This is a genomic window from Streptomyces sp. NPDC036764, from assembly GCF_055609385.1.
Genome location: NZ_JBVJPT010000007.1, coordinates 126,944 through 144,547, shown reverse-complemented (window position 1 = coordinate 144,547; position 17,604 = coordinate 126,944). Strand labels below are relative to the sequence as shown.

17 protein-coding genes are annotated in these 17,604 nt (G+C 70.6%); 5 read left to right on the top strand and 12 right to left on the bottom strand.

The window, feature by feature from the left end; genetic code table 11:
• Positions 1-9: 9 nt before the first annotated feature.
• The 8 genes from ACZ69Q_RS25535 to ACZ69Q_RS25500 all read right to left on the bottom strand — a co-directional run bounded on the left by ACZ69Q_RS25535 (position 10) and on the right by ACZ69Q_RS25500 (position 9,328).
• Positions 10-816: a siderophore-interacting protein gene (locus tag ACZ69Q_RS25535; protein WP_471045901.1), complete on the bottom strand. Its 807-nt coding sequence runs from the start codon at positions 814-816 to the stop codon at positions 10-12.
• Between the two features lie 113 nt (positions 817-929).
• On the bottom strand, positions 930-1,976 hold the full coding sequence (locus ACZ69Q_RS25530; RefSeq protein ID WP_471045898.1) for an ABC transporter substrate-binding protein: 1,047 nt from the start codon (positions 1,974-1,976) through the stop codon (positions 930-932).
• Positions 1,977-2,123: 147 nt separating this feature from the next.
• Complete coding sequence (locus tag ACZ69Q_RS25525) at positions 2,124-3,035, bottom strand: hypothetical protein (protein WP_471045895.1); 912 nt, start codon at positions 3,033-3,035, stop codon at positions 2,124-2,126.
• A 5-nt stretch (positions 3,036-3,040) separates the two neighbouring features.
• Complete coding sequence (locus ACZ69Q_RS25520) at positions 3,041-3,475, bottom strand: peptidase inhibitor family I36 protein (RefSeq protein ID WP_471045892.1); 435 nt, start codon at positions 3,473-3,475, stop codon at positions 3,041-3,043.
• 182 nt (positions 3,476-3,657) lie between these two features.
• Positions 3,658-4,818 (bottom strand): acyl-CoA dehydrogenase family protein, encoded by a 1,161-nt coding sequence (locus tag ACZ69Q_RS25515; protein WP_471045889.1) that lies wholly within the window; start codon positions 4,816-4,818, stop codon positions 3,658-3,660.
• Between the two features lie 6 nt (positions 4,819-4,824).
• Entirely contained in the window at positions 4,825-5,760 is a 936-nt protein-coding gene (locus ACZ69Q_RS25510; RefSeq protein ID WP_471045886.1) for a hydroxymethylglutaryl-CoA lyase, read from the bottom strand.
• Complete coding sequence (locus ACZ69Q_RS25505) at positions 5,760-7,685, bottom strand: acetyl/propionyl/methylcrotonyl-CoA carboxylase subunit alpha (RefSeq protein ID WP_471046339.1); 1,926 nt, start codon at positions 7,683-7,685, stop codon at positions 5,760-5,762. The genes ACZ69Q_RS25510 and ACZ69Q_RS25505 overlap by 1 nt, the downstream gene beginning before the upstream one ends.
• Positions 7,686-7,711: 26 nt before the next feature.
• A complete protein-coding gene (locus tag ACZ69Q_RS25500; protein WP_471045883.1) occupies positions 7,712-9,328 on the bottom strand; it encodes a carboxyl transferase domain-containing protein in 1,617 nt (538 codons plus the stop codon).
• Between the two features lie 109 nt (positions 9,329-9,437).
• Between ACZ69Q_RS25500 and ACZ69Q_RS25495 the strand changes: the two genes are divergently transcribed.
• On the top strand, positions 9,438-10,034 hold the full coding sequence (locus tag ACZ69Q_RS25495; RefSeq protein WP_471045880.1) for an SACE_7040 family transcriptional regulator: 597 nt from the start codon (positions 9,438-9,440) through the stop codon (positions 10,032-10,034).
• Between the two features lie 16 nt (positions 10,035-10,050).
• Here the strand turns inward: ACZ69Q_RS25495 and ACZ69Q_RS25490 are convergent, their stop codons facing one another.
• Together ACZ69Q_RS25490 and ACZ69Q_RS25485 are read right to left on the bottom strand one after the other, a co-directional pair.
• Positions 10,051-10,698: a response regulator gene (locus ACZ69Q_RS25490; protein WP_471046337.1), complete on the bottom strand. Its 648-nt coding sequence runs from the start codon at positions 10,696-10,698 to the stop codon at positions 10,051-10,053.
• Positions 10,698-11,822, bottom strand: a complete 1,125-nt coding sequence (locus ACZ69Q_RS25485) for a sensor histidine kinase (protein ID WP_471045877.1) — start codon at positions 11,820-11,822, stop codon at positions 10,698-10,700. The genes ACZ69Q_RS25490 and ACZ69Q_RS25485 overlap by 1 nt, the downstream gene beginning before the upstream one ends.
• Before the next feature lie 134 nt (positions 11,823-11,956).
• On the opposite strand from ACZ69Q_RS25485, the gene ACZ69Q_RS25480 reads away from it, so the two are divergent.
• From ACZ69Q_RS25480 to ACZ69Q_RS25465, 4 genes are all read left to right on the top strand, one after another.
• Positions 11,957-12,637 carry a DedA family protein gene (locus ACZ69Q_RS25480; RefSeq protein WP_471045874.1) on the top strand — a complete coding sequence of 227 codons (681 nt, stop codon included), beginning with the start codon at positions 11,957-11,959 and terminating at the stop codon, positions 12,635-12,637.
• A 44-nt stretch (positions 12,638-12,681) separates the two neighbouring features.
• Positions 12,682-13,191, top strand: coding sequence for a pyridoxamine 5'-phosphate oxidase family protein (locus ACZ69Q_RS25475; protein ID WP_471045872.1), 510 nt, complete (start codon positions 12,682-12,684; stop codon positions 13,189-13,191).
• A 124-nt stretch (positions 13,192-13,315) separates the two neighbouring features.
• The gene (locus ACZ69Q_RS25470; protein WP_471045869.1) at positions 13,316-14,473 is read left to right on the top strand and encodes an acyl-CoA dehydrogenase family protein; all 1,158 of its coding nucleotides are present in this window, start codon (positions 13,316-13,318) and stop codon (positions 14,471-14,473) included.
• 35 nt (positions 14,474-14,508) lie between these two features.
• A complete protein-coding gene (locus tag ACZ69Q_RS25465; RefSeq protein ID WP_471045866.1) occupies positions 14,509-15,375 on the top strand; it encodes an acyl-CoA thioesterase in 867 nt (288 codons plus the stop codon).
• A 57-nt stretch (positions 15,376-15,432) separates the two neighbouring features.
• On the opposite strand, the gene ACZ69Q_RS25460 is transcribed toward ACZ69Q_RS25465, so the two are convergent.
• Positions 15,433-16,554: an acyltransferase family protein gene (locus ACZ69Q_RS25460; RefSeq protein ID WP_471046335.1), complete on the bottom strand. Its 1,122-nt coding sequence runs from the start codon at positions 16,552-16,554 to the stop codon at positions 15,433-15,435.
• A gap of 202 nt (positions 16,555-16,756) precedes the next feature.
• Positions 16,757-17,548: a phosphatase gene (locus ACZ69Q_RS25455; protein WP_471045863.1), complete on the bottom strand. Its 792-nt coding sequence runs from the start codon at positions 17,546-17,548 to the stop codon at positions 16,757-16,759.
• Positions 17,549-17,604: the final 56 nt, after the last annotated feature.

Genomic DNA, 17,604 nt, shown 5'->3' with positions numbered 1-17,604 from the left:
CGGTCGTAACTACTCGGCGGCGCGGAGCTGTTCCTCGGTCATCCCCTGGCGCCAGTAACCGACGAACGTCACCCGGCGCCGGTCGATCCCGCGCTCACCGACGAAGTGCCGGCGCATCGCCTTCACGCGGCCGGACTCACCGGCCATCCAGACGTACGGACGCTCGGCGGGCGGGAGTTCGGCGGCGCGGACGGCGTCGAGGCCGTCCTCGACCAGCCAGGTGATCCCGGCGTCGGCCACCGTCACCAGGTCCTGGATGTCCCCGGCGTCGTGCACCTCCAGCCACACCTGCGCCCGAGTGCCGGCCGGCAGGGTTTCGAGGATGGCGGAGACGGCGGGTACGGCGGTGTCGTCGCCCCAGATGACCACCAGATCGGTGTCCTGCGGCGGCCGGAACCGGATGGCGCGGTTGTCGGCGACGGCGGGACCGAGCAGCAGCACCCGGTCACCGGCGGCGGCACGGGAGGCCCAGTGCGAGGCGGGGCCGGCCGGGGTGTGCAGGACGAAGTCGATGTCGATCTCGTCGGGATCCCGGCGCAGCGCCCGCAGGGTGTACGACCGCATCACGGCCCGCACGTCGTCCGGCAGTTCACGCCACCCCTGCCACCAGCCGTCACCGAGCTCAAGGGGAACCTGCGGCTCGCTCTGCCCCGGATGCGGCAGGAAGAGCGACAGGGACTGGTCGCATCCGTCGGAGAAGAAGTGCCTCAGGTCCTCCCCGGCGAAGGAGACCCGTACCAGAGACGGACCGAGCCGCCTCGTCCGTACGACCTGGAGGGAGAAGAAACGGAACGGAGCGGCTACGGCGGTGGTCATGGGGTAACTCCTGAATCGACGTCAGGGAAGCCGGCCTGTCTTGGGGGCGCGGGGAACCGCGCGACCGGCCACAACCGGCCCGCAGTCGCCCCACGACCTCAAGCGGCTCTCTCTCAGGCGACCTTCTTGGCCTTCTCGATGGCCTCGGCCAGGCTGGTCAGCAGCGGCGTGCACTTGGCGTACGACAGAATCGGCTCGGGCGAACGGGCGATGACCTGACCGGCCTTGACCGCCGGCAGCTTCTTCCAGGTCGCCTCGGTGATGTCCTTCGGCTGAATCGTCGAGGTGCGGTCGTCCATCATGATGATGTCGGCCGGGTACTTGTCGACGTTCTCCCAGCTCAGGCTCTCGAACCAGCCGCCGCCCTCCTTCTTGGCGCTCTCCGGCGGCTCGACGAAGTTCACGCCGAGGGCCTTGAAGTACTCAAGGTCGATGGAGAGGTTGGTGCCGGAGACGTAGAAGATGTCCTGGCTGGCGGAACCGGCCATCACCTTGATCTCGGGGCGCGACTTGGCGGCCTTGCGCAGGCGCTCGGCCGCGGCCTCGAAGTCCTTCTTGGACTGGGCGACCTTGTCGGCCTTCAGGTCGGCGCCGAGGGACTCGGCCAGCTCCCACATCTTCTGCAGCGGCTGGGTGATCTGACGGTCGTAGACGGAGATGGCCGCGCTCGGGGCGAGCTTGGCGATCTTGTCCTTGGACGCCTCGGGGACGTACCAGAGGGTGCCGGCGCTGTCGAAGGTCGTGGAGATGAGGACCTCGGGGGCGAACGCCGCGTACTGCTCGACGTTGAACTGGTCCCAGACGTTGCCGAAGACCGTCAGCTTGCTGACGTCCATGTCGCCGGCCTGGACGTCGGCCTTGCCGTCCTGCGTCTTGGTCGGGCCGAAGACGCCCTTGACCTCGATGCCGTAGTCGTACAGGGCGGCCGCGACGCCGACGAAGGCGACGATCTTCGTCGGGACCTTGTCGAGCTTCACCGTGGTGCCGCGGTCGTCCTTGAACGTCCAGGGGCCGGACTTGGCAGCGGTCGTGGCCTCACCGGAACCACCGCTTTTGCCGTCGTCGTCCCCGCACGCTGCCAGCACGGCCCCGAGGCCGAGGGCGCCGCCCGCGGCGAGGATGCCGCGGCGGGTGAGGTGGGTGGCTCTGGCGTTGGGCATGGATACGCTGCTTTCGAACAGGGCGGATCACCCGCCGGACAATTCGAAGGTAGGTTAGCCTAACCTCAGCACTTGTCCAGAGGCGGGGCCGGTGTGGCAGGTGTCACCGGTGCCCAGGGGTCTCCTGCAGCGGGACCTGGGTTTGCCCTAGCCCTTCGCGACGATGCGCCGTGCCGCCTCCACCTTCTCGCGGTGGGCCGTGCGGAGTTTCTTCAAGGCCGCGCCGTCCTTGTCGATGTCCGCCTGCTGGATGCCGGATTCGACCTTCAACCAGATATCGAGCAGCCCGGTCTCTTCCTTGCAGCGCACATCCGCGACCGCGGTCTCCTTCTCCTTCGCGGAAATCTCCTCCCCCTGGAATGCCTTGTTGTTGAAGGGGTCAAGCGGAGACGAGTATCGGAATCCAGAACTCCGCATGCAGGCGGACCATTTCCGGAATCCCTCATTCACCGACGGGTCGGCGAGGGAATCCTCGTAGCTCTGCGTGGAGATACGGCGTGCGATCTTCGCCCCTGCCGGATCGTCATACTCCTTCGAGAGCTGTGCGACCGACTGGCCGAAGCAGCCGTTCGAGGGCACCTCTTTCCCCTTGTACGTGATTCTTTCGCTACTGCCCTGCGCCGCGCCCCGGTTTCCGTAGAACACCTGGAGGGCGTCCTTCGGGAGGTCGGGTCCGGGCGGCAGGGGGCCGAGGTCGGCGTGGTACCCGAGGCGGGCCGCCTCGCTCGCGCTGGCCAGCCCGTAGCGGCGGTCGGCGGGCGGTGAGTTTTCGGTGTCCGGCTTCGACGGTTCGTAGGAGATACCGAACGTGCGCAGACAGCGCTGCGTCAGAACCTGTTGCGCGGACTCGATCGCGGCTGTCTCGGTATCGGTGTAGCTGTAGCGGGCGATGGGCAGCCGGTCGACATAGTTGACCTGCGGCTCTGCCGCGGTGCCGCTCGATGCGGCGGGATTCTTGGCGGCCCCGGCCGGGCCGCCGCCCTCGCTCGGACCGCTCCCGGAGGAGCAGCCGAGCAGGGCGGCGGCCAGGGCCAGGCACGCGGGTGCCAGGCGTCGCACGCGGATCAGAACTTGTAGCAGTTGCCGTCGTAACGGCCGTACCCGAAGGAGGCGTTGTTGTTGTACGTGTTCTTGAGCTGGTGCGCGGACCCGAACTCATCCAGGGCGTCGCAGGCGCCCGCGAGGTTGCTGTTGTAGTAGATCACCAGGTTGTAGGGAGCCAGGTTGAGCGCGGAGGCGGCGTTGTTCTTGACGGCCTGGCCCTTTCCGGCGCCGGCGCCCAGGAACGTGTAGCCGTTAAGGCTGTAGTGGTCGAACCCGCGGAACACGGTGCGGGAACCGGCCTGACCTGTGTTGTAGTAGAACACCATGCAGTACGTCTGGGAGTCGGGGCAGGTAAGCGCCGCGTCGGCATTCGACTGCGGGGCCACCCCGATTACCAGACCCGCCGTGGCGGCGGCGGTCACGCCAAGGGAAGCGAGCTTTCGGCTCAAGCGCATGACAGATCCCCAATGTTGGTCAAACACGGATGAAGCGGCGCCCCGGAACTTCTCGCCGCGTGAGCCGAGTGATCGTAACAACCCTTGATTTATTGGGGAATTGATATTGCTGCTGTGTCACATGCTGGCGGAGGGACATCGGGCACTTTGTCGTCAGATGTCCCCGGCACATGTCGGGTGCTCTAGCCCACCAGCCCCAGTTCCCGGGCGATCAGCATCCGCTGCACCTCGCTCGTGCCCTCGCCGATCTCCAGGATCTTGGAGTCGCGCCACATGCGGGCGACCGGGTACTCGTTCATGAAGCCGTAGCCGCCGTGGATCTGGGTGGCGTCCCGGGCGTTGTCCACGGCGACCGTCGACGAGTAGAGCTTCGCCAGGGCCGCCTCCTTCTTGAAGGGTTCGCCGGAGACGAGGCGCGAGGCCGCGTCGCGCCAGGCGAGGCGGGCCGTGTGGGCCTTCATCTCCATGTCGGCGATCTTGAACTGGATGGCCTGGTTGGCGCCGATGGGGCGGCCGAAGGCATGGCGTTCCTTGGCGTACTTCACCGACTCGTCCACACAGCCCTGCGCCAGGCCCGTGCCGAGCGCCGCGATGGCGATCCGGCCCTCGTCCAGGATGCGCAGGAACTGGGCGTACCCGCGGCCCTGTTCGCCCAGCAGGTTGGCCGCCGGGACGCGGACGTCCTGGAACGACAGCTCACGGGTGTCCGAGGCGTTCCAGCCGACCTTGGAGTAGGGGGCGGCGACCGTGAAGCCCGGCGTGCCGGACGGGACGATGATCGACGAGATCAGCGGCTTGCCGTCGGGCTTGCGGCCGGTCACCGCGGTCACCGTGACCAGGCCCGTGATGTCCGTACCGGAGTTGGTGATGAAGCACTTGGTGCCGTTGATCACCCATTCGTCCGTCGACTCGTCGAGGCGGGCCGTGGTGCGTGTCGCACCCGCGTCGGAGCCGCCGTCGGGCTCGGTGAGGCCGAAGGCGCCGAGGATCTCGCCGGCGCACAGGCGCGGCAGCCACTCGCGCTTCTGCTCCTGTGTGCCGAACAGGTGGATCGGCATGGCGCCGAGCGAGACGCCCGCCTCCAGCGTGATGGCGACCGAGGAGTCCACCCGGGCCAGTTCCTCCAGCGCGATGCCCAGCGCCAGATAGTCGCCGCCCATGCCGCCGTACTCCTCGGGGAACGGCAGCCCGAACAGGCCCATGCGGCCCATCTCCCGGACGATCTCGTACGGGAACTCATGACGCTCGTAGAAGTCGCCGATCTTCGGCGCAACGACGTCGTGGGCGAACGCCTCCACCGTGCGGCGGAGTTCCTCCAGTTCGGGGGAGAGACGATGGTTCATGGCTGTTCACTGCTCCTTGTGGGAGAGGGCTCGTACGGTGCGGGACGGGCTGGGTCGGCCCAGTTGTTCGGCCATCCACGCGCTGGTGGCGACGAGACGGTCGAGGTCGACTCCGGTGTCGATGCCGAGGCCCCGCAGCATCCACACGAGGTCTTCCGTGGCGAGGTTTCCGGTGGCGGACCTGGCGTACGGGCAGCCGCCCAGGCCGCCGGCGGAGGCGTCGATCGTGGTGACGCCGTGTTCCAGGGCGGCATAGGTGTTGGCGAGCGCCTGGCCGTAGGTGTCGTGGAAGTGCACGCCGATGACGTTCGTCGGCACGCCCTCCTCGTTCAGGAGGGAGAGGAGTTCGAGTACATGGCCCGGCGTCGCGACGCCGATGGTGTCGCCGAGGCTCAGTTCGTCGCAGCCCATCGCGACGAGCGCCTTGCAGACCCGGACGACCTGGTGGAGCGGGACCGCGCCCTCCCAGGGGTCCCCGAAGCACATGGAGACGTAGCCGCGCACGTGCAGCCCCTCGTCCTTGGCGCGGCGCACGACCGGGTCGAAGACGCCCAGCGACTCGTCCAGCGTCCGGTTGAGGTTGGCCTTGGCGAAGGACTCCGTGGCGCTCGCGAAGACGGCGATACGCCGGGCGCCCAGGCTCAGGGCGCGGTCCAGCCCGCGGGCGTTGGGGACCAGGACGGGCAACTGCACGCCCTCCAGGCCCGAGACGAGCGGGAACAGCTCCTCGGCGTCCGCGAGTTGGGGCACCCACTTCGGGTGCACGAAGCTCGTCGCCTCGATCGTCGTCAGTCCCGCGTCGGCGAGCCGGCGGACGAACTCCGCCTTGACCTCGGTCGGTACGGTCGACTTCTCGTTCTGCAGGCCGTCGCGCGCGCCGACCTCGTGGATGCGGACACGGGCGGGCAGGTCCGTGGCCGGCACCGTCATGGGCAGCGTCATCAGTCCTCCTCCGCCGGGGTGATGACCGCCAGGACCTGGTCCATGGCGACCGTCGTACCGGGTGTGACGTCCAGTTCGGCGACCGTGCCGGCGTGCGGGGCGGAGATGACGTGCTCCATCTTCATCGCCTCCACCACCAGCAGACTCTGTCCGGCGGCCACTTCGTCCCCCACGGCGACCTTCACCACCGTCACCGTCCCCGGCATGGGCGCGGTGAGCGAGTCGGCGCCCGCGTGGGCGGCTCCGGTGAGCGAGGCGGCCACCGGGTCGTGGTCCCGCACGTGCCAGGCGTCGCCGTCGCGGCCCAGCCAGTCGGCGGCGCGGTGGAAGGTGTGCCGTACGCCGTCGAGGGTCACGGACACGCCGTCGTCCGTGACGGTCGCGGAGCCGCGCGGCGCGCACTCCACCGGGTCCTGCACGCGCACGTGGAAGCTCACCGGCCGCGCGGTGCCGCCGAGCCGCCAGCCGCTCGGCACCGAGAACGGGTCCGTCCAGCCCTCGCCCGCCGGTCGCAGCGCCTGAAGCCGTACGGCCGCCGCCGCCTCGTACACCTCCTCCGGTACGTCCGTGCTGACCAGGTCGTCCACCACGCGCTCGACCAGCCCCGTGTCCAACTCGCCCGCGACGACCGCCGGATGGGCGAGCAGTCGCCGCAGGAACCCGGCGTTGGTCTGCACGCCCAGCGTGACCGTCTCCGCGAGGGCGGCCCGGAGCTTCCTGAGCGCCGTCGCGCGGTCGGGACCGTACGCGATCACCTTGGACAGCATCGGGTCGTACAGGCTGCCGACCTCCGTGCCCTCGCTGAGCCCGGAGTCGGTGCGCACGCCGTCGCCCTGGGGCTCGCGCAGCCTGAGGACCGTGCCGCCGGAGGGCAGGAACCCGCGCGCGGGGTCCTCGGCGCAGATACGGGCCTCGATCGCGTGGCCGGTGAGCCGTACGTCGTCCTGCGTGAACGGCAGCGGCTCACCCGCCGCCACCCGCAGTTGCCACTCCACCAGATCGAGGCCGGTGATGAGTTCGGTGACGGGGTGTTCCACCTGGAGGCGGGTGTTCATCTCCATGAAGTAGTACGAGGACGGGTCGCCGCCCGGCACGATGAACTCGACCGTGCCCGCGCCCCGGTAGCCGCACGAGCGTGCCGCCTGCACGGCCGCCTCGCCCATCGCCGCGCGCGTGGCCTCGTCGAGGAGCACACTGGGCGCCTCCTCGATGATCTTCTGGTGCCTGCGCTGCAGGGAGCACTCGCGCTCGCCGAGGTGGACGACGTTGCCGTGGCCGTCGGCCAGGACCTGGATCTCGATGTGCCGGGGCCGGTCGATCCACCGCTCGACGAGGAGCGTGTCGTCGCCGAAGGACGCGCGGGCCTCGCGGCGGGCGGCGGCGATCTCGTCGCCCAGCACGGCCGCGTCCCGCACCAGCCGCATGCCCTTGCCGCCACCGCCGGCCGACGGCTTGAGCAGCACCGGCATGCCGATCTCGCGGGCGGCGTCGGCGAGTTGGGCGTCCGTGAGCCCGCTGCCGCTGGAGCCCGGGACGACCGGGACGCCGGCCGCCTTCACCGTCTCCTTGGCGCGGATCTTGTCGCCCATCAGCGAGATGGCGTCGGCGGGCGGTCCGATGAAGACCAGCCCGGCGTCGGCGCAGGCGCGCGCGAAGCCCGCGTTCTCCGCGAGGAAGCCGTAGCCGGGGTGGACGGCCTGGGCGCCGGTGCGGGCCGCCGCCTCCAGCAGTCGCTCCACCGACAGATAGCTCTCGGCCGCCGGCGCCGGACCGATGCGTACCGCCGTGTCGGCCTCCCGGACGTGCCGGGCGTCGGCGTCCGCGTCGGAGTGGACGGCCACCGAGCGCACGCCCATCGAGCGCAGCGTGCGGATCACGCGGACGGCGATCTCGCCCCGGTTGGCCACGAGGACCGTGTCGAACATGGTCTGCGTCATCTGCACAGTCCCCCTCACATCCGGAAGACGCCGAACTGGGGGTCACCCAGGGGCGCGTTGCCACAGGCGGTCAGTGCCAGGCCCAGCACCTGCCGGGTCTCCAGCGGGTCGATGACGCCGTCGTCCCAGAGGCGGGCGGTGGCGTAGTAGGCGTTGCCCTGGCGTTCGTACTGCTCCCGCACGGGCGCCTTGAAGGACTCCTCGGCCTGAGCGGGCCAGTCCTCGCCGCGCGCCTCCAACTGGTCGCGCTTGACGGTCGCGAGGACCGAGGCGGCCTGTTCGCCGCCCATGACGGAGATCTTGGCGTTGGGCCACATCCACAGGAAGCGGGGCGAGTAGGCCCGTCCGCACATCGAGTAGTTGCCCGCTCCGTACGACCCGCCGACCACCACCGTCAGCTTCGGCACGCGCGTGCAGGCCACCGCGGTCACCATCTTGGCGCCGTGCTTGGCGATGCCGCCGGCCTCGTAGTCCTTGCCGACCATGAACCCGGAGATGTTCTGCAGGAACACCAGCGGGATGCCGCGCTGGTCGCACAGCTCGATGAAGTGGGCGCCCTTCTGGGCGGACTCGGAGAACAGGATGCCGTTGTTGGCGACGATGCCGACCGGGTGGCCGTGGATCCGGGCGAAGCCGGTGACCAGGGTCTGCCCGAACTCGGACTTGAACTCCGAGAAGCGGGAGCCGTCGACCACGCGCGCGATGATCTCGCGTACGTCGTAGGGGGTGCGGGAGTCGACGGGGACGGCGCCGTAGAGGCCGTAGGGGTCGACCTTGGGCTCCGCGGCGGGCACGACCTCCCAGGGCAGGGTCCGGCGCGCGGGGAGGGTGGCGACGATGTTGCGCACGATGCGCAGCGCGTGCGCGTCGTCCTCCGCGAGGTGGTCGGTCACGCCGGACACCCGCGAGTGGACCTCGCCGCCGCCGAGCTCCTCGGCGGTGACGACCTCACCGGTGGCGGCCTTCACCAGCGGGGGACCGCCGAGGAAGATCGTGCCCTGGCCCCGGACGATGACGGCCTCGTCGCTCATGGCGGGGACGTAGGCGCCGCCCGCGGTGCACGAGCCGAGCACGGCCGCGATCTGCGGGATGCCCGCGCCCGACATGCGGGCCTGGTTGTAGAAGATCCGCCCGAAGTGCTCCCGGTCGGGGAAGACCTCGTCCTGCATCGGCAGGAAGGCGCCGCCCGAGTCGACCAGATACAGACACGGCAGCCGGTTCTCCAGGGCCACCTCCTGCGCGCGCAGGTGCTTCTTCACGGTCATCGGGTAGTACGTGCCGCCCTTGACCGTGGCGTCGTTGGCGACGATCACGCACTCGCGCCCGCTGACCCGGCCGATCCCGGCGATGACACCGGCGGCCGGGGCCTGTCCGTCGTACATCCCGTCGGCGGCGAGGGGAGCGAGCTCCAGGAAGGGCGATCCGGGGTCGAGGAGGGTGTCCACCCGGTCGCGGGGCAGCAGCTTGCCGCGCGCGGTGTGCCGGGCGCGTGCCTTCTCGCCGCCGCCGAGCCGGGCCGCGGCGAGCTTGCCGCGCAGCTCCTCGCCGAGCGCCCGGTGGGCCTCCTCGTTGGACCGAAAGGACTCCGACGCGGGATCTGCCGCGCTGTGGAGCTCCGGTGCCTCATGCATCCTGCGGTCCCCTCACCCAGTGATCGACTGTTCATGAGCGACTGTTAATGAGCGTTAACCATTTCGTCCAGGTTAACGACCGCTAACCTCCCTGTCTAGAATTGCTCGCATGGCCACCAGAACCGACGCCCCCACCCGCCGCGAACAGATCCTCAAGGAGGCCGCGCGGCTCTTCGCCGAGCGCGGCTTCCACGGCGTCGGTGTCGACGAGATAGGCGCCGCCGTGGGCATCAGCGGCCCCGGTCTCTACCGGCACTTCGCCGGCAAGGACGCGATGCTCGCCGAGCTGCTGGTCGGCATCAGCGGTCAGTTGCTGACGGGCGCGAAGCGGCGCCTCGCGGAGGCCGACGGAGTGCCGGCCGAGGCGGTCCTCGACTCCCTCATCGAGGGCCACATCGACTTCGCCCTCGACGACCGCCCCCTCATCACCCTGCACGACCGCGAGCTGGACCGCCTGCGCGACAGCGACCGCAAGCTCGTGCGCCAGCTCCAGCGGCAGTACGTCGAGCTGTGGGTGGAGGTGGTCCGCGGGGTCTACCCGGGCCTGACCGAGCCGACGGCCCGCTCGGCGGTGCACTCGGTCTTCGGCCTGCTGAACTCGACGCCGCACCTGGGCCGGCCGGGGTCGCTGCCGGGGCGCGGCGTGACGGCGGTGCTGCTGCACCGGATGGCGCGGGGGGCGTTCGCGGCGGCCGGGGTGGAGTGAGCCGTACGGACGGCCGCTAGCCCTCGGTGGGGGCGCTCAGGTGCCGCAGCACGGCGAGGACGCGGCGGCTGTAGCCGGTCGTGCCCGTCAGGCCGAGTTTGTCGAAGATCGCGTTGGTGTGCTTCTCCACCGCGCTCTGGGAGACGTAGAGCTGCTGCGCGATGGCCGCGTTGGTGTAGCCCTGGGCCATCAGCCCCAGGACGTCCCGCTCCCGGGGGGTGAGCCGGTGCAGCGGCTCGGTGCGGGCGCCGCGGGTCAGGAGCCGGCGGACCACCTCGGGGTCGAAGGCGGTGCCGCCCGCGCCCACCCGCTCCAGGGCGGCGAGGAACTCCTCCACCTGCATGACCCGGTCCTTCAGGAGGTATCCGACGCCCTCGCTGCTGCCGCTGAGCAGCTCGGTGGCGTAGCGGCCCTCGACGTACTGGGAGAGGACCAGGACGGCCGTGCCGGGATGCCGCTCGCGGACCTGGAGCGCGGCCCGCAGCCCCTCGTCGGTGTGCGTGGGCGGCATGCGTACGTCCACGACCACGATGTCGGGCGGGTCGGCCGCGACCGCCGCCAGCAGCGCGTCCGCGTCGCCCACCGCGGCCGTCACGGCATGGCCCTCGTCGGCCAGCAGCCGGACGAGGCCCTCGCGCAGCAGTGCCGAGTCCTCGGCGATCATCACGCGCACGGCAGCTCCGCGGTGATCACGGTCGGGCCGCCGGGCGGGCTGTCCACGTCGAGCCGGCCGTCGAGCGCGGCGACCCGCCGGGACAGACCGAGCAGCCCGCCGGCCGTGGGCCGGCGCGGGGCACCGCCGCCGCCGTCGTCCTCGATGCGCACCACGACGCCCGCGCCCCGCCGCGCCACGCGGATCCCGGCGCGCGTGGCGCCCGAGTGCTTCAGCGCGTTGGTCACGGCCTCGGCGGCGACGAAGTACGCCACCGTCTGCACGGGGACCGGGGGCGGGGCGCCGTCCAGTTCGTACGACACCTCCACCGGCACCACCGACCGCTCCGCCAGCCCCTCCAGCGCGGCGGCAAGCCCGCGCTCGTCCAGGGCGGCGGGGTAGATCCGCCACGCCGTCTCGCGCAGCTCGGTCAGCGCGTGCGCGGACTCCTCGTGCGCCTGGCGCAGCAGGGCGTCCGCCTTGGCCGGGTCGGTGGCCCGGCGCGCCCGGCCCAGGAGCATGCCGAGCGCGACCAGGCGCTGCTGCACCCCGTCGTGCAGGTCGCGCTCGATGCGCCGCCGCTCGTCGTGCACGGCCTGCACCACCCCGGCTCGGGTCGCGGCCAGCTCGCCCACCCGGCGGCGCAGCAGCTCCGTCTCGCTGGGGCCCAGATGGCGCCGGGCGAGCTGCTCGTCGAGCTGCGCCAGACCCCGGCCGCCCTGCGCGCACAGGAACAGCAGGAACAGCCCGCCCAGCCCGGAGAACACGATGTCGCCGGGGTCGCCCGGGTCCAGCACGAACCATGCCCACAGCAGCACCGAGGCGTAGCCGAGGGCGATCAGCGAGGTCAGCAGCACCAGCAGCCCGAACAGGCCGAGCGGCCAGCGTGCGGCCAGATACCCGAAGGCGGCCGGTCCGCCGCGTGGCGCGTCCACCTCGACGGCGTGGAAGAGGGCGAGGCGGCGGCGCTCCAGCCCGGCGAGCCGCAGCGCGCTCGCGGGGACGGCGGACGGGCGCCGGGTCGTCAGCCTGCGCGCCCAGCCGCCGACGACACAGACGAGCCCGGCCAGTGCCGTCAGTCCGCCCAGCAGCAGCCCGGCGGCGAGGCGCAGCCAGCGCTCGGTGAATGCGATCACGACGGGTCAGGCTAGCCAAGGGCCTGCGGGCGGCACCCTGCGGAAAACCGCACTGATGACGTGCGGATCGCCACAGCCGGTTGTGCGGCCTTCCTCATACCGCCCTTAGGTCAAGACTTCGTAAAGTGGTCTGCATGATCATTGCTGCTGCGTCCGAGGCGCCGGTCGGTGGAGTCGCCGGCTGGGCCGCCGACCTCATGGAGAAGCTGGGCGGCCCCGGCGCCGGCCTCGCCATCGCCCTGGAGAACCTCTTCCCGCCACTGCCGAGCGAGGTGATCCTGCCGCTGGCGGGGTTCACCGCGAGCCAGGGCCGGATGGACGTGTTCGCCGCGATCGCCTGGACGACCGCGGGTTCGGTGGTCGGCGCGCTGGCGCTGTACCTGCTCGGCGCGCTCTTCGGCCGCGACCGGGTGATCGCGGCGGCGGCCCGGCTGCCGCTGGTGAAGATCGCGGACGTGGAGCGGACCGAGGCGTGGTTCGTCCGGCACGGCACCAAGGCCGTGTTCTTCGGCCGCTTCGTGCCCATCTTCCGCAGCCTGATCTCGATACCGGCCGGCGTCGAACGCATGCGGCTGCCGGTGTTCCTCGCCCTCACCGCGGCGGGCAGCCTCATCTGGAACACCGCCTTCATCGCGGGCGGCTACGCCCTCGGCGCCCGCTGGCACGAGGTCACCGACGTAGTCGGCCTCTACTCCAAGGTGATCCTGGCGGCCGTGGCCGTGGCGGCCCTCGCCTTCGTGGCCGTACGGCTGCTCCGGTCGGGGCGCGGGAGGCGGCGGAGCCCGGCGGGGTCGGGTTCCACCCGGCGCCCCTAGAGTGGTCCCCTCTCCGGCGGCACGCCTGCGGAACGAGGGGACGCATGACCGAGCAGACGGACGGAACCGGCACCGGCAGCGCGGCGCGGGCGATCATCGACGGCAACATGTACATGGTGCTGGCCACCGTGGGCCCCGACGGCGCCCCCTGGGCCACGCCGGTCTTCTACTCCACCGAGGACGGGCGCGACTTCTACTGGGTCTCGTCCCCCGAGGTCACGCACTCCCGCAACCTCGCCCATGAGCCCCGGGTCGGCATCGTCATCCACGACTCCCGCGCACCGGTCGGCACTGCCGCCCCGCGTGCGCTGTATCTGACCGCCACCGCCATGGAACTGGACGGGACGCAGGCGCTGGAGGGGCTGCGGGTCATCCCGGGCCCCGCCGGCCGGGGCGGACGGGCGATCACGCCGGACGAGGTGCGAGCGCCGGCGCCCTGGCGGGTCTACCGGGCCCGGGTGAGCGGGTACTCGATGATCTGCCCGCGCGAGGCGGGCCGGCCGTGCGCCGAGCACGGACTGGACTACGAGCACCGGGGGGACGTACGGCTCTGAGGGGGGTCCCGCGAGTGGGGAGCGTGACGAGCGTTACGGGGCGGACCCCCTGGACGGTTCTTCGTACTCGCCGGTACGGTTGAGTGAGCAAGCGCTTAGACATGTACCGGTGGAGGTGGACGGCGTGCGCCGTACGGTGTTCAACGAGGATCACGAGGCGTTCCGGGAGACAATCCGCGCCTTCATCGAGGCCGAGGTCGTGCCGGTCTACGACGAGTGGTTCGCGGCGGGCCAGGCGCCCCGCGACTTCTACTACAAGCTCGCCGAGCTCGGCGTCTTCGGCATCCGCGTCGACGAGGAGTACGGCGGCGCCGGCATCGACTCGTACAAGTTCGAGGCCGTGATGTACGAGGAGACGTCCCGCGCGGGCGTCCAGTTCGGCGGCTCCGGCGTGCACGTCCTGCTCGGCCTGCCGTACATCAAGATGCTCGCCAGCGACGAGCAGAAGAAGCGGTTCCTGCCCAAGTTCGTCTCCGGTGAGGAGATGTGGGCGCTGGCGATGACCGAGCCCGGCACCGGCTCCGACCTCGCGGGCATGAAGACCACCGCCAAGCTCTCCGAGGACGGCACGCACTACGTCCTCAACGGCGCCAAGACCTTCATCACCGGTGGCGTGCACGCCGACCGTGTGATCGTCTGCGCCCGCACCGACGCGCCCAGCGCCGAGGACCGCCGCCACGGCATCTCCCTGTTCGCCGTGGACACCAAGTCCGAGGGCTACTCCGTCGGCCGCAAGCTCGACAAGCTGGGCCTGCGCACCTCCGACACCGCCGAGCTGGCCTTCGTCGACGTGAAGGTCCCGGTCGAGGACCTTCTCGGCGAGGAGAACAAGGGCTTCTACTACCTCGGCCACAACCTGGCCTCCGAGCGCTGGGGCATCGCGTTCGGCGCCTACGCCCAGGCCAAGGCCGCCGTGCGGTTCGCCAAGCAGTACGTCCAGGAGCGCACCGTCTTCGGCAAGCCCGTCGCCTCCTTCCAGAACACCAAGTTCGAGCTGGCCGCCTGCCAGGCCGAGGTCGACGCCGCCGAGGCCGTCGCCGACCGCACGCTGGAGGCCCTGGACGCCGGTGAGCTGACCCCCGCCGAGGCCGCCTCCGCGAAGCTCTTCTGCACCGAGGTCGCCCACCGGGTGATCGACCGCTGCCTCCAGTTGCACGGCGGCTACGGCTTCATGAACGAGTACCCGATCGCTCGCCTGTACGCGGACAACCGCGTCAACCGCATCTACGGCGGCACCAGCGAGATCATGAAGTCGATCATCGCGAAGGACATGGGCCTGTAAGGCTCCTGACATCCCCTGCCAGTAGAAAAGGTGCCATGAACGAGGCACTTCAGGGTCTCCTCGATCTGCTCGACCTGGAGCAGATCGAGGAGAACATCTTCCGCGGCCAGTCCCGCTCCGCCGTCGTCCCGCGCGTCTTCGGCGGTCAGGTCGCGGCCCAGGCGCTCGTCGCCGCCGGCCGCACGGTGCCCGCGGACCGGCCCGCCCACTCCCTGCACGCGTACTTCCTGCGCATGGGGGACCCGGGCGCGCCCATCGTCTACAACGTCGACCGGATGCGCGACGGCCGCTCCTTCACCACCCGCCGGGTGGTCGCCGTCCAGCACGGCAAGCCGATCTTCGCGCTGTCGGCGTCCTTCCAGACGTACGAAGAGGGCCTGGACCACCAGATCCCGATGCCGGCCGCGCCCGACCCGGTGTCGCTGCCCACCTCCGAGGAGCGCCTGCGCGGCTACGACCACCTCGATAGGGCCGTCGTCGAGCGGTTCCTGGAAGCACGCCAGGCGGTCGACCTGCGCTACGTCGACGAGCCGCCGTACGGAAAGTTCGGCGAGCCGCGTGAACCGCGCTCCCAGGTCTGGTTCCGCACCAACGGCAAGCTCGCGGACGACCCGCTCCTGCACGTCGTCCTCGCCACGTACGTCTCCGACATGACCCTCCTCGACTCCGTCCTGCTCGCGCACGGCCGGGGCGGCTGGGCGGTCGGGGACGTGGTCGGCGCCTCGCTGGACCACGCGATGTGGTTCCACCGGCCCTTCCGGGCCGACGAGTGGCTGCTGTACGACCAGGAGTCGCCGTCGGCGTTCGGCGGGCGAGGGCTCGGACAGGCGCGGATCTACACGCAGGACGGCCGGCTCGCGGTGTCCGTGATCCAGGAGGGCGTGGTCCGCGTTCCCCGGTGAACGCCGAAGAACGCCGGTGGACACCGCTGAGCGCCGGGGCCGCCGAGCCCCGGCGCCTCACACCCGGGTCGCGTTGCGCAGCCGGGCGAAGGACGTGTCCAGGCCCCGCTTCATCAGCCGCGCCGCCGGACGCTCCACGCACCGGTGGATCAGCCCGCTGAGCACCAGGAACACGGCGATCACCACGGCGACCAGCAGCCGCGGATCCATGGTGTCGCGCAGCCGGCTGATCAGCACCGTGCCGGCGAGGTAGTGCGTCAGATACAGCGGATAGGTCAGCGCTCCGGCGGTGACCAGCCACTTCCAGCGGATCCGGTCCGTGTGGCCCAGCGCGACGGCGACCATGAACAGCAGGAACGCCGTGTAGATCAGCGCGCTGCCGCGCCAACCGGAGACGTGCTCGACCGATTCGATCCGGCGCCCGAGCTCCACCTGCGCCATCAGCCACGACATGGTCAGCATGCCCCACAGCAGCAGGTCCTGACCGAACCGGTACATCAGGTAGAGCACGAGCCCGGCGATGAAGAACCAGGCCGCGACCGGGTTGACGATCAGGATCATCAGGCGCAGCTCGGAGATCGGCGCAAGCATCGCGGCGGTGCCCCACACGCAGCAGAACACCACGACCCTGCGGTAGGTGAGCCCCATGGCGACGACCACCAGGAAGAGGAGGTAGAACCGCAGCTCCGTCCACAGGGTCCAGTAGACGCCGTCGACGTGCGGCGAGGCCGAACCGGACTGCAGCATCGTGAGGTTGAGCAGGATGTCCCGCATCCGCAGGCGCTCCCACACCCCCGGCAGGGCCACGACGACGGCCGTGGTGAAGGCGATGGCGAACCAGTACGCCGGATAGAGCCGGATGACCCGTGAGACGAAGAACTGCCGTGGTGTACGGCCCCAGCAGGACATGCAGATCACGAAGCCGCTGATGACGAAGAAGACCTCGACGCCGATCCAGCCGTAGGCGGAGACGTGGAACACCGTGGGCATGATCTCGGACACCGGACGGTCCCAGACCGGGTTGCCGGGCCGGTCGAGCCGGTCGGTGCCCGCGAAGTGGTGCACGGCCACCACCAGCGCGGCGAGCAGCCGGATGCCGTCGATGACGTACAGCCGGCGCCCCTCCCGTGTGGGTACCGCCTCCGCGGACGGGGGAAGCGGCTGCGAGGGCACGCGCATCACGCCCGACGCCCGCAGCAGGGCTGTTTGTCCGATATCAAGTCCGCGCATCAGCAACATCCGTTCCCCTGAGGAACTCCGTCACTTCTGTTTCCGGTTGAACAGACAGGGACATGTCTCAGGGGGATGTGTGCAGAGACGCGACCTCCACGAAGAAATCCCGCGGCGTTCGCCGAGACTTCAACGCGGTCGAGTACGCCCCCTACTCGACCAGGCCCGCTTCACGCAGCAGATACGCCGTCATCGGGTCGTAGTGGCGCGGGCTGATCACATGGTCGTCCAGCGGGACCACCACCTGCACCGTCCCCTCCGCCTCCGCGAGGAACAGCGCCGGGTCGTTGCAGTCGGCGTACCCGACGGAGTCGACGCCGTGCTGCCCGGCGTATCCCGCCCAGCCGTGGTCGGCCACGACGAGGTCCGGCAGCGGGCGGCCTTCACGCTCCAGTCCGGTGAGGATGGCCCTCATCGGCGCCCCGGAGTGGGTGTGCCAGAGGGTGGCGCCGTGTTCGAGGACCGCGACGTCCGCGAACTGCATGACGTAACCCTCGTCGGTCTGGAGCCCTTCCGGGATCACGACGATCTCGCAGCCCGCCGTGCGCAGCGCGTCGGCCGTCGCGCGGTGGACGTCCAGCAGACCGCCCGGGTGACCGGTCGCGAACAGGACGCGCTGGCCGCCGTCCGCCGCCTTGCGCAGCCGGGCCGCCATGCGCTCCAGCGCGGCCACCGTCAGCTCGGGGTCGATGGTGTCCTGGCCGTGCCGGTGTTCGGCGTCGTCGCTCACGCCCACGCGCTCCGCCATCACCGCGAGCACGTCCTGCTCGTCACTCCAGCGGTCACCGAGCTCCAGGCCGAGCCAGTAGTGGCGGTCGCCGTTCGCCAGCTTGCGGTAGTGGGAGAGGTTGTTCTCGCGGGGGGTGGCGACGTCGCCCGCGATACGGGTTCTGACGAGGTGGTCGACGAGCTCGGCGCGGCTGGGTGTCCCGGGTATCGGCATGGTTCCCATTGTGAGGCAGACGACTACGGGAACGGCTTCGTCCGGGGTGCGTGCGA